The 14,848-nt window shown below is 39.3% G+C and carries 13 protein-coding genes; 8 read left to right on the top strand and 5 right to left on the bottom strand.

Going from position 1 to position 14,848, the window contains the following annotated elements; translation table 11 throughout:
* The first annotated feature begins 2 nt into the window (after window positions 1–2).
* Together ACRD69_RS15390 and ACRD69_RS15395 are read left to right on the top strand one after the other, a co-directional pair.
* Window positions 3–938, top strand: coding sequence for a DUF4249 domain-containing protein (locus ACRD69_RS15390; RefSeq protein ID WP_430815997.1), 936 nt, complete (start codon window positions 3–5; stop codon window positions 936–938).
* A 93-nt stretch (window positions 939–1,031) separates the two neighbouring features.
* Window positions 1,032–4,304, top strand: a complete 3,273-nt coding sequence (locus tag ACRD69_RS15395; RefSeq protein ID WP_430815998.1) for a UvrD-helicase domain-containing protein — start codon at window positions 1,032–1,034, stop codon at window positions 4,302–4,304.
* Window positions 4,305–4,360: 56 nt separating this feature from the next.
* Here the strand turns inward: ACRD69_RS15395 and ACRD69_RS15400 are convergent, their stop codons facing one another.
* The 5 genes from ACRD69_RS15400 to ACRD69_RS15420 form a co-directional block, all read right to left on the bottom strand.
* Window positions 4,361–6,688 carry a beta-N-acetylhexosaminidase gene (locus ACRD69_RS15400; protein WP_430815999.1) on the bottom strand — a complete coding sequence of 776 codons (2,328 nt, stop codon included), beginning with the start codon at window positions 6,686–6,688 and terminating at the stop codon, window positions 4,361–4,363.
* A 124-nt stretch (window positions 6,689–6,812) separates the two neighbouring features.
* Entirely contained in the window at window positions 6,813–8,141 is a 1,329-nt protein-coding gene (locus tag ACRD69_RS15405; RefSeq protein WP_430816000.1) for a serine hydrolase domain-containing protein, read from the bottom strand.
* Between the two features lie 76 nt (window positions 8,142–8,217).
* Entirely contained in the window at window positions 8,218–8,799 is a 582-nt protein-coding gene (locus ACRD69_RS15410; protein WP_430816002.1) for a thioredoxin family protein, read from the bottom strand.
* Window positions 8,800–8,810: 11 nt separating this feature from the next.
* Window positions 8,811–9,290, bottom strand: coding sequence for a TlpA family protein disulfide reductase (locus ACRD69_RS15415; RefSeq protein ID WP_430816003.1), 480 nt, complete (start codon window positions 9,288–9,290; stop codon window positions 8,811–8,813).
* Between the two features lie 44 nt (window positions 9,291–9,334).
* Window positions 9,335–10,495 (bottom strand): Lnb N-terminal periplasmic domain-containing protein, encoded by a 1,161-nt coding sequence (locus tag ACRD69_RS15420; RefSeq protein ID WP_430816004.1) that lies wholly within the window; start codon window positions 10,493–10,495, stop codon window positions 9,335–9,337.
* A gap of 161 nt (window positions 10,496–10,656) precedes the next feature.
* Here ACRD69_RS15420 and ACRD69_RS15425 point away from each other — a divergent pair, with 161 nt between their 5' ends.
* The 6 genes from ACRD69_RS15425 (at window position 10,657) to ACRD69_RS15450 (ending at window position 14,754) form a co-directional block, all read left to right on the top strand.
* Entirely contained in the window at window positions 10,657–11,190 is a 534-nt protein-coding gene (locus ACRD69_RS15425; RefSeq protein ID WP_430816005.1) for a hypothetical protein, read from the top strand.
* A 153-nt stretch (window positions 11,191–11,343) separates the two neighbouring features.
* Entirely contained in the window at window positions 11,344–11,910 is a 567-nt protein-coding gene (locus ACRD69_RS15430; RefSeq protein WP_430816006.1) for an RNA polymerase sigma factor, read from the top strand.
* Between the two features lie 11 nt (window positions 11,911–11,921).
* Entirely contained in the window at window positions 11,922–12,452 is a 531-nt protein-coding gene (locus tag ACRD69_RS15435) for a hypothetical protein (protein ID WP_430816007.1), read from the top strand.
* Window positions 12,442–13,530, top strand: a complete 1,089-nt coding sequence (locus ACRD69_RS15440) for a hypothetical protein (protein ID WP_430816008.1) — start codon at window positions 12,442–12,444, stop codon at window positions 13,528–13,530. Before ACRD69_RS15435 ends, ACRD69_RS15440 begins: the two co-directional genes overlap by 11 nt.
* A 7-nt stretch (window positions 13,531–13,537) precedes the next feature.
* A complete protein-coding gene (locus tag ACRD69_RS15445) occupies window positions 13,538–14,050 on the top strand; it encodes a hypothetical protein (protein WP_430816009.1) in 513 nt (170 codons plus the stop codon).
* A gap of 50 nt (window positions 14,051–14,100) precedes the next feature.
* On the top strand, window positions 14,101–14,754 hold the full coding sequence (locus ACRD69_RS15450) for a hypothetical protein (protein WP_430816010.1): 654 nt from the start codon (window positions 14,101–14,103) through the stop codon (window positions 14,752–14,754).
* The last annotated feature ends 94 nt before the right edge of the window (window positions 14,755–14,848 follow it).

The following is a 14,848-nucleotide window of genomic DNA, read 5'->3' on the forward strand; positions in this document are numbered from 1 at the left end:
TTATGTTACGAAATACACTATTACTGGTCATGTTGCTTGGTACGTTAAGCAGCTGCGAAAAAGAAATCGAATACAAAGGTAAAGAGCTCAATAACTTTTTAGTACTAAATGCAAAACTGACTGAAGGAGAAACTATTCGCATTGAACTAACTCGTAGCAACACTATTTTTGAAAACAAGGCTATTAAAACTATAGGCGATGCAGATGTGCAATTGTTTATAGACGGTGAATATGTTGAAACACTACAAGCTTATAATTTTTTCAAGGATGCTCCAAATTACAATCAAGAACACTATAGTGGAGAAGCATATTATTATTTATACAATACTGAATCGGTAAAAGCTGGTTCAACCTACACAATAAAAATAAAGCATTCCGATTATAATGACATTAGTGCAAGTACACAGGTACCTTCAAAGGCTGATGCCTGGATAAAAAATATTGAAAGTGAAAACGGAAACCTCAATTACACTGTTGCAATTAAGGACGAACCAGGTAAGAACTTCTATCGCTTAAGGGTTAAGGGATGTTATGACTATCAAACCATTAACGGTGTTAATGAGACAGGGTGTACATATCTTGGCTACCACAGCGTCTCTACTAAGGACCCGGTATTGAGTTTTAACAGGATAATTGATGAAGACTCTTTTACCGATTACCCCGACAATGTTTACCTGCTATTTGATGATGAGTTATTTGATGGGGAAACATATGAACTAAAGTTTTCTATCCGGGGTGAAAAGACTGATGATGCAGATATTGAGATCATTCAATTGGATGAGAACCTATACAGGTATTACAACACCGTTCAAATGCGTGATTATTATGAAGATTATGCCTTTAGTGAGCCCGTTCGGGTATACAGTAATATCAAAGGCGGGGCGGGTGTTCTGGGAAGCAACAACTCTCACTTAATGACACTTGAGAACCATAATTAAAAAGCATCACTCACCGGATGACTTCTTGTCTTCCGGTGAGTAGAAACAATTCGACAATTTATCATTACTTTTGATTACAAAGAAAAAGTTTACATGTCGGAATTAAAGATTTACCGTGCTTCGGCCGGCTCTGGTAAGACCTATACCCTGTCGGGCGAGTTTATTAAGCTACTGTTTAACGAACCACAAAGTTATAAAAGCATACTGGCTGTGACCTTTACCAATAAGGCAACGGCCGAAATGAAAAACCGTATCCTGGAGAATTTATTCGCCCTTGCAACAGCATCCAAACCCGATTACCTGGATGATTTAATGAAAATCCACAATAAGCCTGAGGCCTACATTAGAAAAGTGGCCAGAAGCCTGTTGATCAATATCCTTAATGACTTTTCCAAATTCTCCATTAATACAATAGACAGCTTCTTTCAAAAAGTAATACGCTCCTTCGCCTATGAAGCTAACCTGCCCGCCAACTTCAAGGTTGAACTGGACTCAGAGCGTATATTATCGCAGGCCGTTGATAACCTATTGCGTGAATTGGAGCTAAAGGGCAATGAGGACCTTAAGGAATGGTTGATCAAGCATACCTTGTCAAAAATTGAAGAAGGAAAGGACTGGAACATCGCCCAGGAACTCAATACACTTGGCCGGGAAGTATTTAAGGAGGAGTTTCAAAGCCTTAAACCTGAAGTGTTGCAAAAGCTGCGCGATAAGAAACTGCTCAATAGTTATCGTTATACACTAAAGAAAATTACCGATGCTTTTGAGGAAAACATTCAAGCAGCTGCGCAAAAAGGCCTGGATGCATTAAAAACTTTTGCGGTGAATTGGGACATACTGCAAGGTAAATCGCGTTCGCCGCTAAAAAAACTTGAGAAACTGGCAAATGTAACAAAAGCGGCTGACTACCTTGAGGTTTTGAAGTTGCAAGCCCTGGCCAATAATCCGGAGATATGTTTTCACAGTAAAAACACGGAGTCGGATAACAGCCTGATAATCGACTGTTTTAATGGTGGACTTAACGATGCCTTATTACAGCTTGGCACTACATTTGCTGAGCAAAGAACCAATTATTTCACGGCTAAGGCCATCCTTTCTAATCTGAACGCCCTAGGCATCACAACCGACATTGCGCTGAAAGTTAATGAACTGGCACGCAATGAGAACTTGTTTCTTTTGGCCGACGCCAACAGATTGCTGCAACAAATTATCGACGAAAACGACACCCCTTTTATCTACGAGAAAACAGGCACCCGTTTTCAACATTATATGATCGATGAGTTTCAGGATACATCACGTCTGCAGTGGAATAACTTTAAGCCATTACTTCAAAACAGTGTGAGTGATGGCAATATGGCGATGATCGTTGGCGATGTGAAACAGTCTATTTACCGTTGGCGAAATTCGGACTGGAAGTTATTGAGTGATCAGGTCAATATTGATTTTGCAAGTCATGGCATTAACCCCATGACACTTGACACCAACTGGCGAAGTACCGAGAATATAATAACCTTTAATAATATTGTGTTTGCCAATGCTTCCAGAATGCTGCAAACAGAGTTTATTAACTCATCAAAAGAAGCCGTTGAAGAAGACAGCATACCCGGCGATCTTCATACAAAAATAAGTATGGCTTATGATGATACCATTCAGCAGGTTTCATCGAAATCCATTGGATCGGGAGGCTTTATTCATGTTGGATTTACAGATGGTAAAAATGCGGAGTTCAGAGCCAATGCCACTAAAGAAACCGTTTTACAAATTGAACGACTACTGGATAAAGGATATAACTATCAGGACATATGCATACTAGTGCGTCGTAAAAGCGAAGGTCAGGAAATAACGGAAGCCCTGCTTTCTGGTAATTATTCACCAAGTGAGCGTAAACATCCTGTTATTTCAAACGAAACACTATTGTTAAGCAGCTCTCCGGCTGTTAACCTGGTAATTCAACAGATTAAATACATTCAGGAGCCCGACAATGCTGTTTTTGAGGCATTTATTAAACTATACAGCCATTTTTACCAGAGCGACGCAAGTGACGAAGCTATTTATTGTGACACCAATATATTGCATGACGACAACACTTCCTGGTATGAAGAACTTTCGGAACAGCTATTAGCTCTTAAAGGTCAGCCTTTATTTGAAATGACCGAGGCATTGGTACGACAGCTACCCGATGACCTTCATCATGATCAATTTGTATTCCTGCAGGGTCTGCTTGATGCTGTGCGTGATTATGTTACAAACTATTCGGTAAATGCCCATGATTTTATTACCTGGTGGGACGATAAAGGACAAAGCACTGCTATTTCTGTACCGGAGGGGCAGAATGCCATTAATGTCATGACCATTCATAAATCAAAGGGTCTGGAGTTTAAAGCAGTCGTCATACCCTATTGCAACTGGAATATTGATGACAAGGGACGTGGCAGTCTGATATGGAGTAAACCCCAAGAAGAACCTTTCAATGAACTTGAACTGGTACCTGTTAATTATTCTGACACGTTGTTGCACTCTATCTTTATTGAAGATTACCTGAGCGAACGCCTGCACCAGTTTGTAGACAACCTGAACTTATTGTATGTTGCTTTAACACGAGCTGAAGAAAGCCTGATCATTATGGCGGAAAAGCCTGCTAAAACAGGCGGTTTAAAAAATGTTTCGCACCTGCTGTTCCGCCTGATCAACCAGTTCAATATGCTTTCAGGACTTGATGAAAACCTTATGGAAACGCTGATTGAAGGCTGGAATGATGAGGAACACACTTTTGAGTTTGGCTCAATTCCTTCACAGAAAGCTAAAGAACATCCCGAAGCCCAGACATTGGATCAGTTTAAAACCACCGAATTAGGCTCACGTATAAAGATCCACCCCGAAAGTGTGGTTATGAGTTCTCCTGACAGTTTAAAACACCTGAGGCATGGTAAACTGATGCACCGTTTATTTGAATTGATTGAAACAATTGATGACGTTGATACAGCCATTACCAAACTGGTATTAAATGGTCAGCTAAAGACCTCTGAAAAAGAAAGCGTTAAGCAGTTCATTGAGCAGAAGATAAACCAGGAACAGGTTCAGGACTGGTTTCAACCAGGAAATAAAATTATCAACGAGGGAACTATTATGGTTCCCACAGGTACTTATCGTCCCGACCGGGTTATTATCAGCGATGACAAGGTAATTATTGTGGATTATAAATTTGGTGAGCTAAAACAGGAAAAATATGCCTTACAGGTAAAGCGCTACATGGATCTGCTTAAGAAAATGGGCTATCACAATGTAAAAGGCTACTTATGGTATCTGCGCGAGAAGGATGAGATTGTGGATGTAACTGACCAGGCTGTGCAGGGAAGTCTATTCTGATAAAAGCAAAAGAAAAAAGCGCAAACACCGTTGTATTTGCGCTTTTTTTCATCCAATTAATCAACAATAACCTCATCAACAAACAACCAGCTTTTGTTACCGGCGGCTGAATGCCATTGAGGTATTTCTTTTTGGTTAACAGCTGTTACTTTTACGAAACGAGCTGTTGTGCCAGAAATATCAACATTATAATCCATTACCAAAGCTTCGCTCTGTAAAGGGATATTATTTATAGTGGAGCCAGCAAGTGCGTACTGCTTACCATCCAGTGAAGTATGCACCTTTATCTCCTGCGGCAGGAATATCCATGACCCGGTTTGATGAAGACTTCCGACTGTAATTTGAGATAACTCTTTCACTTCCTCAAGGTCAATTATTATCTCCAGGTCATCTCCTTGAAACCCCTGCCAATTACCATCACTGAAATTACGACTGCCACGCAAACTGTTAACAAGGGTAATCTCTGAATCGCCCTTATATCTCTCACTTGGCTTACTGGAGTAGTTGATCGGTTTGGCCGTAGCCTTATGGATACTTAAATTAATTCCGGAAGAATGACCGGCCTTTCTCCCGTTCTCAAAACTGCTTGCTTTAATGGCAACTGACGAATCAATGTTAATTACACCATCGTATTTTATTGATGAAGTTGAAGGTTCAGTTCCATCAGTAGTATAGTAAATATCCATGCCCGGCATTTCCGTGCTTAACTCAAGGCCGATCTGTTTCTCTTTTTCATTGAATACGCTTTCAAACTGCACAGTATACATGCTACGTGCATAGTTTAAACCCATGGCATCGTAGGTACTGCCGATCTGCCTGATTCGCTGACTGAAATCATTCCACTCACGATTTCTTTGGTTTGTCCAAAGCACCTCTGCCATTGCTGCCATACGCGGAAATGCCATGTATTGCATATGACCTTTATCCGGCACTTGCTCAGTCCATAAGTTTCCTTGTCCTCCAAGTATATGTTTGGCTTTTTCAGGGCTCAATTCCTTTGGAACAGGATTAAATTCGTACACCTTTTGCAAGGGAATAAAGCCATTAAAGGCTATGGGCTCCGAATCAATAGGTCCCTGATAATAATCAAGATAGCAATGCGAAGTAGGTGACATGATAACATCATGACCATCATTCGCCGCTTCAATGCCTCCTTTGAAACCTCGCCAGCTCATTACCGTTGCATTGGGTGCCAAACCACCTTCCAATATTTCATCCCAGCCAATTAATATGCGATCATTGGCCATTAAAAACTTTTCAATTCGCTTAATAAAGTAACTCTGCAGCGCATGCTCATCAGCCAGATTCTCTTCTTGTATGCGAGCCTGGCATCTTGAACATTTTTCCCATTCAGCTTTATTGGCTTCATCGCCTCCAATGTGTATATATTTGGATGGGAAGAGCTCCATCACTTCCGTTAACACATTTTCAAGAAATGTGAATGTATCATCATTACCTGCGCAATAGATATCCGTTATTGGCCATAAACCGCCCGGCATCACATTAAAAGGACCACCAGTGCATGAATATTCAGGATAAGCGGCTAATGAAGACGTAGTATGTCCTGGCATCTCTATTTCAGGGACCACTGTCACAAATCTTTTTTGAGCATACTCAACAACTTCACGTATATCATCCTGGGTATAGAATCCTCCATAACTTGCTTCTTCACCTGGCTTCATAGGTGGACGGGCATCCCATGGAAGGTCTTCACGGTCAACGCGCCATGCGCCTACCTCGGTCAGTTTAGGGTATTTTTTTATTTCAATACGCCATCCCTGATCGTCTACCAGATGCCAATGAAAGACATTAATCTTATGAAATGCCAGGTAATTGATAAGCTCCTTGACTTCTTCTTTGGAAAAGAAGTGACGCGAAACATCAAGCATCATACCCCGCCATTTAAATTGAGGAGCATCTTCTATAGATACTCCATTCAGCTGAAAAACAAAGTTTTTCTTTTTAGCCGGTACATGAATTTCAGGTGAACAAAGTTGCAAGAGTGACTGCAAAGCATAAAAGACACCATTTGCTTCCGATGCCTCTATTTCAATTAACTTTTCATTGATGTTTAATATATATCCTTCTTTGGGCAATTTATTGTTGAGACTTACAACTATTGCATCTTTTACCTTACTTTTTTCAGATATACTCAAGGCGTTTCCACTGTGTTTTTTAATCGTTTCATTAAACACCAAGACACCAGGCAGCAGAGAATTATCTTCAACAACAATGCTTGTTTTGTCAGTTAGTGAAAAAACACCAGAGTTACTGTTAATACTGTTTGGCAGAGGGATCAATGGAGCTGTACTTGATTGCGTTTGAACGCATGCAGTAAACATAGCCATTGAAATAGTAATAAATAGGAGCTTTATTGAATTCATACTTTGGTTTTTATTATCACTGATAAAATTCACCAAAATCGATCCAATCCGAAACTATGATGTGTTCAATAAAGTTAAAGAGTGTTCAGAATAGCCTTTACAAACACCTGCTATTGTTGTATGCTTAATAAATAACCTGCGGACGCCGGCGCGTTGAAGCCCATGTATGGTCCATTTCAAATAAATTGTACTCAGGCCAGTTTTCAATTGATTTGATACCTCTTTCCATCACCTTTGAAATATCATTGGCTAATGCAGGACCTTTCCAGCTTCCGGTATTGAACAGGACCACGTATGATATGCCATTATCTTTACGTGCCATTAACGCCGAGGTACCTGCTAAAGTACCGGTTCGATACCATGTATTAGAACGAATCCTTCTCCAGCCAAGCGGTCCGTAATTGTTATCTTCTTTACTGACCATCCTGTCAATGCTTTCTTCATTCAAATAATCAGGATATGTATCAAATCCATCAATAGCGAGCATTAATTTCATCAAATCAGTGGAAGAAGCTATCCAGCCACCTGCAGCCCCCAGTGCATACATATCGTTACCACCATAGGTTCTCAGCACCTCTGTTGTGTCACCTTTATAATCTGCCACATAAAATGTTGGTGTGGGCTCGTAATATTTCACCTCCAACTCAGCACGTTCATGCAGGTGACTCCCCCCAATACGCATATCAAAAATACCAAGTGGGTATAGTAGGTTGGTTTGGATATATTTTTCATATTCCATTCCGGAAGCTTTTGTGATAACCTCTCCCAGGATCATATATCCAAGGTTAGAATAATAAGAGGCCTGCCCGGGAGTAAAGTGCAGGCGCTTGTTCAGCACAAATTGAATAATATCACTTTTTGTTACAGGCAATGGCTTATTCAAAGAACGGGATACAATAGTCGGCATAAACATCTGATCGCCCCAACGTGTTGTCCATCCACCACTATGTTCAAGCAGGTGACCAACTGTGATTTGCTCCACGCGCTTGTCACGATAGTTTAGGTAAATGGAATCATTTAATATACCTGATGGTCCAAATACCTTTGAGTCGAGTGTTATACCTCCCTGTTCCTGAAGGCGCATTATTCCGGCAGCAGTTATGAGTTTAGAAATACTGGCAATACGAAACAGATTATGTGGTTCTACATTCTGCTCGGTCTCTCTATCAGCATTTCCAAACCCTTTGGCATATACCAACTCACCATCCTTTGCTATCGCTACTGAACCTCCTTCGAGCAACTCACGACGCATAAAGCGGTCTATTTGCTTCTCAAGATACTCAAACTCCGGATTATCCGACATAAATCCCGGTACATGAAAGGAACTGGCTTTGGTGCCTGGAGGATTAAAATCACTACCATAAGATTCAGAATCAGGATCAACCATGGAAGAGGTAATCCATAAGGTTCCGGTTATGGCAATTGCAGCAAGGGATTTATATACAAACTTCATCATTCTACTATAACAGGTACAAAAATAATGGTTTCATTTCTTAGATGAAACCATTATTAAACTTTTGTTATATATCTTATTGAAACGGTTTAATACTGCAACCAATGGCTTTGGTCATTGCAGGACTCACTTCTTTCCCTGCTTTTACAGCATTGATAGCATCTTCAAGGTACTTTACTTTTACCTGCGATGCTTCCTGGGGACTGTCATCAATGGCTCCAATGTAGGCTACTTTAAATCCCTTGCCGGTATTGTTGAGCAAAAAGACATGTGGTGTTTTTGTCGCTCCATAAGCTTTGTATACCCCTTCATTATCCAGCAAATAGGGGAATTTATAATTTTTGGCAACCATATGTGAGAAGCCGTCCGTTTCGAATTTAACCGAGTCATTGGGGTTAATGGCTACAACAGGAAATTTTTGTGGTGCATAACTTTTATGCAACAGGTTAATCCTTTCTTCATAAAACTTAGCATAGGGACAGTGGTTACAGGTAAAGATTACTATGACACCTTCCTGATCACTATAGTCAGATAAGGCGACCATTTTGTAATCTGTATTGGTGAGTTTAAAATCCGGTGCGGTATCTCCTACCTTTACTTGTGATTTCAATGCAAATACACCAAATATCATTGCCAATAACAATAAGTTCTTTCTCATAATTGTTGTTTTTATTGATTAATACCTGATAATAAATTCAATAACTGAGGTAAATCAATCTCACCTTCATGAAATTGCTTCTTGCTTTGATGATAGATTACTGTAGCCGGAATAGCTCCTGTCCATTGGCTGTCTATCTGATCGATCCATTCATTGGGATTGCGCTCATCCAAAAGCAAAACCTCCTGACTGATCTTATTTTTCTTCAGAAATGGCAATAACTGCTTATCTTTCTGAGATTTAAAATCAAGACTAACAAGTAATACCTTTATGTTTTTTTCGGATTGCAATAATTCTTCTGACTCAAAAACGGGCAATTCTTCTACACATGGTGCACACCATGTAGCCCAGAAATTAACCACATAAACAGTATCCTCTGACAAATTAACACGATTGAGCAATTGCTTGATAGATACATCTTCCACCTCTTGAGATTTCAATGGTGCTATAAGCATCACTGAGGCGAACAGGAATAAAGTAATCTGCTTCATAACAAGTGAAACAGAAATGATTGCATTTGGTTTAAAGACCGATGTTAATGCCTTGTTAAGATGTAATACCAGCTAAGATATCGACTGATAAGAAGCAAACACAAGGGATAAACAACAGCAGGTAAATACTGTGGTATCAGCCAGCCAAAAACCAGTGGCACAGCACTGCAGGTAATCAGGAACAGCAGGTACAGATGAAAAGTCCTGGCCTTAAAGAACCATGTTCCAAAAAAGGCTACAAATACATTAAAAGGAATAGCCCATAGCATATTAAAGTTTTCACCTGTTACACTATGACGCGAAAGAAACCATAAAAAGAATATTAAACATCCGACTACTCCTGTCAGGAATAAAAACAGGCGATTGATAAATAGAAATTCCTTTTTCCTCTTCACTTCAAAGTATGAAAAAATCAAGGAAACAATGAATAAGAGATAAAACAGCAAGGCAGGCGTAAAAAATTGTTTATCTGTTGAGTTTTCAAATGACAGAAGTGTTTTAGTTTCCCCCAGTAAAGGTTGTGATGTTTCAGTTTTATAGGCTCCAATTAAATGCTTCATCAGGTAATCGGGCAAAAACATTTGATTGTACAAATTAGCATCGTAGTCCGTTTTCATGCCCAATATTATATCAAGGCCATTTCCAATCCAGGGCAAGTGGGAATCATACAAATGCAACATTTCACGATAGGTATATTTATCAGCTGCAGCTTCATTGTATTGCAACTCGCCATCTATATTATCCTCTATAATATCACGAATGCGGGTTGCGCAATTATCAAACAGAAAATCATAGCGATAATACCTGTTTTCAGGTTGGGCATTCTCCATTAAAGCTTTAAAAAACTGTTGCTTCTCTTTATCTGAGAAGTTGATCAACTGCTCCCATACACTACGTTTTTCATACCCGTAGTTTCTCAGAAATGTGTGATAATTACCATACCTAAGCATATAATTAAGATTACCATTGGCAAACTTCATGTAAAAGTTAGGCGTATCAAAGTCGAAAGTGCCATAATTAAATACCAGATCAAAACCTGCAACAGGATCATTTACTCGTATTGCACTGTGTCCAAATAATGAGTAAAGCTCATTACCCGGCGAACAGGTTAAGAGAGATATCTGAGCTTCCTGAGACAATTTTTGCTGTGCTATGCCAGCCAATTGCGTAAGTACCAACAGAACAATAATGGATAATGGTCGCATAAACTATTTTTTTCCGAAGATAGAAAAATATAACATTTGGCTGATCATTCTTTTGTTAAATTGATTCTTTGCCTGTGATCAATAGCCTGAGTTCGATTTAAATTTCACACTATTTTCATTACTGATCTGTCGCTATTATCTTTGCACTAAACAATTAACCTATGCCTGATCGTAAAAAGCAACTCATAGACTATGTTAATGGCGAATGGAGCAGTGATAACTTCAAGGAGCTGGCCAATGAACTCCACCACTCACCACAAGATATTAGCATATTATTCGAGCTTAATGAACATTCAGATCCTAAAATCGCCTGGCGAAGTGCCTATTTACTTGACCTGGCCCATGACATCAAACAAGACATTCTGAATGATTACCTGGAATTAATCATGGAACGTACGCCGAAGCTAAACAATCAAAGCATTAAACGCCATTACCTGCGTATTTTATCACAACACGACTTAGCTGAAATAGCAGACGGACAACTGCTCGACTGTTGCTTTGAATGGCTACAGACAGAGGAAACACCAATAGCGGTTAAGGCACACTGCATGCAAATAATCTATGACCTTAGCGTTCCATATCCTGAGCTTATTCCTGAATTAAAAGCCGTTTTGGAGAACTTACTCCCTTATGGAAGTAAAGGTGAAGTGAACAGGGCAAAAAAAATCCTTAATTTAATTAAAGAAAAAAGCTAAAAATACTTCATCTTTATTTAACTGTTTCACAACTGCTTAAATCAGATTTATCACCTTTCCTCTCCTCCATTGGAAAAAAAGAAATGAAATTTTATTGGTCCGATGCATCCTTTTTAAACACTCCCTGTCTTTAAACCGACAATTAGCTAAAAATTGACACAACACATAACTGACATACATAAACCCATCATTGAGAAAGCGGCAAAAGGCAATGCTAAAGCGCAGAGGAAACTTTATGAACTCTATGCTAAAGCAATGTTCAATATTTGCTTCCGCATGATGAATAGCACAGAAGATGCTGAGGATATGTTACAGGAAGTGTTTTGTGAAGCATTCAGACGATTAGGTAGTTTCAGATTTGAATCAACCTTTGGGGCCTGGATCAAACGCATAACGATCAATCGCTGTATTAATGAATTAAAAAGACGCAAACTGAACCTTGAATTAAATGAAGAGATAACACCGGATATCCATAGCGATGAAAAAGAAGACGATGATGAACTTAATCTAAAGGTGGAACATATAAAATTAGCCATGAGTATGTTGCCTGACGGATACAGGGTTGTTTTTACACTTTACATGCTGGAGGGCTATGATCACCAGGAAATTGCCGAGATAATGAATATTACTGTATCAACGTCTAAATCGCAATTGGCAAGGGCCAAACGAAAATTAACTGAAATATTAAAAGCCAGCTCAATGCAATACAAGCTTAATTAAATTAATGTGTTATGAAAGATCGCCTAAAAGAATACATTGACCAAAACAGAGAAGCTTTTGATAGCCTTGACGCTCCTGCGCGAGCCTGGGATGCCATCGATACACAATTGAATGGGCACAAACATAAGCGCCTCACAATCCTTCGTTACAGTAGCATTGCAGTAGCAGCCGCATTGGCAGGCATCATGATCTATGTAGCCGTATTACAACCAGGTAATACAAGCCAGGTGTCTGAAGTGAGCTACATGAATGAAACAGAATTGTATTATTCTACAGAAGTCAATCAGAAAAGAGCTCTTGTTTATCAAATGTCGGCCCAGTACCCAGAGTTACAAACTGAAATGGACAATGATCTGGCAGAGCTGGATACCATTATGGCGGAAATAAAAAGAGACCTAAAAGACAATGTTGATAACGCTGAAGTAGTTGAAGCTATGATTCAGAACTACCGAATGAAGTTGTCTATTTTGGAAGACATAATGCAGTTCCTGGAAGAACAACAGGAGAATAACGAACAAACACACACATCATATGCCTTATAGAATATTATACATGATTTCCGGCTTTTTAATGCTGTTTATCAATACTCAGGCGCAAATTATAAGCGATGAAATAAAACGACATGAAAACTTTTATGTCCTGCCCTCATCAACGCTTGAAATAAATAACAAATACGGCAACATCCACTTTTCTACATGGGATAAGGATTCGGTGGAAATAAACATTAACTTTTTTATCTCAGAGAAGAATGAAGCTCGCTTTAAAAAGATAAAAGACAATGTGACATTCAAAATAACTGGTAATTCGGCCTATATGCTTGCCGAAACAGTATTTGGCAGTAAGTATGCATCGTTTTTTAAAAACATCAAAGAAGCTACCAACCTGCAGCTAGCCGATAATTCACGTACACGTATCGATTACTTCATTAAAGTACCGGCGCATATTAACCTGAAGGTAAACAACCGCTATGGAAATATATTTATTCCCAACTTTGCAGGCAACCTGAATATCAATCTGTCCAATGGCGATTTTCAGGCGAATAAAATCACAGGTAACAATAACCTTACACTAGCTTTTGGTGACGTGCTGATTGAATCAATGCAGCAATCTACCCTTAACCTTAACTTTAGTAAAGTTACCATTAGCTCAGGCCAGCAGCTCGACATTGTTTCCAAATCATCAGAAGTAAAAATTGACAAATGCGATTTAATTAAACTGCAGTCAAAACGTGATGAGTACCAGATTGATGAATTGAGCCATTTATTTGGAGAAACCTATTTCTCTAAGCTATCGGTTTTGGACTTGAAAAAAGAATTCAACATGGTCATGCAGTATGGAGCACTTAAGCATTTAAGTATGGCCCCGGCATTTGACCTGTTAAAAATCAACTCTAAATATGCCAATTGTACCGTAGAACTTAAGCAACCACAAAGTTATACATGTACCATTATGGCTCCCAAGGGTGAAATAAGCATACCTAAAGAATTAGAAGCAAAAACAACCGACTGGCAAGAAAAGATTGAAAGTGAAGCAATAACCTTTAATTACAATGACTTATCAGCTAAAGAAAAGGTGCAGATACTCATCAATAATGCCAGTTTAAAGATTGACCACAAATAACCTGACCATGAAATCCATTCACCTGTATACGACACTGATATTGCTTCTGGCATTGGCATCAAACAGTATGGGGCAAGACTATAATAATGCCATCCGCTTATCATATGGAAACTACCTGGGCATCTCATACAAGCGCATGTTTGACCAGGAACAGGGAGCCATGGCTTCTGTTCAATATGGTGAAAACAGTTTGATTCTTACCGGATTGAGGGTATTTGAAACACCTGCCTTTCCTGAAACATCGAGCAAGTGGTTTTTTTCATATGGTTACGGTGTTCATATGGCTTACCGTACAAAGATCAAGAACCGCAACCTGTTTCGTCCCTTTGCACCTGCCATTGTACATGAAGGACATTTTATATCACCTGGTATTGATGGCTATTTAGGGCTTGAGTACCGTTTTTTAAAGTATCCTTTCACGGTCTCGGCTGACCTGATGCCCAATTTCGAATTTTTCGGACCAGGGTATTTTCGGGTGAATTTGAATACCGTATCCGTTACGGCAGCTTTTGTTTTTTAGAATACACGCTATAGCACATATATAAAATTGAAAAATCAAAAATTAAAGATATGAGATCAATCATCCTGACAACAGCACTAGTCATGGTCATATCACTGACCAGTGCGCAAGATAATGATAATGAAGTGCGAACTATTTTCAGTACTTCAAAAGACCAGTCACATGGCGGGTACGGGGCCCTGATGGTTAATTACAGCGAGATCAATAACCGTGATGCTATTTTAATTGGTGCCCGGGGCGCCTGGGTAATCGATCATAATTTTGGCTTAGGCCTTGGTGGTTACGGCTTTATGACTGATCCGAAGAAAGATGCTTACTTAAATTTCGAGGAGTACCAGATCAGCGGTGGTTACGGAGGTATATTAATTGAACCGATCGTTGGAGCCAAATCACCGGTTCACCTGTCTTTTCCTATTTTAATTGGTGCAGGAGGTGTTACCTACAACCAACATTGGCAAGAGTATGAGGAGGACAATGAATACAAGGAAAATTACGAGGACAGCGATGCTTTCTTTGTACTGGAGCCAGGCGTTGAACTGGAGTTTAACATGGTTAAATTCATGCGCATGGGTCTATCTGTAAGCTATCGTTACACCAGCAATATCAATATGTCTTATAAAGATGAGACTTTAGGCAATATTGGTTCAGAAGATATGCTCAGAGGATTCAATTTTGGGCTGGTTATGAAATTCGGTAAGTTCTAATAATAAATAGGGTGTCTTCTATATTGAAAGTAAACTTCAAGGCAGTAAAATTTTATTAAGGGGTTAAGTTTTTCTTTTCCCCTTTTTTGTTTTT

This window comes from Carboxylicivirga agarovorans (assembly GCF_050589845.1).
GTDB classification, from domain to species: domain Bacteria; phylum Bacteroidota; class Bacteroidia; order Bacteroidales; family Marinilabiliaceae; genus Carboxylicivirga; species Carboxylicivirga agarovorans.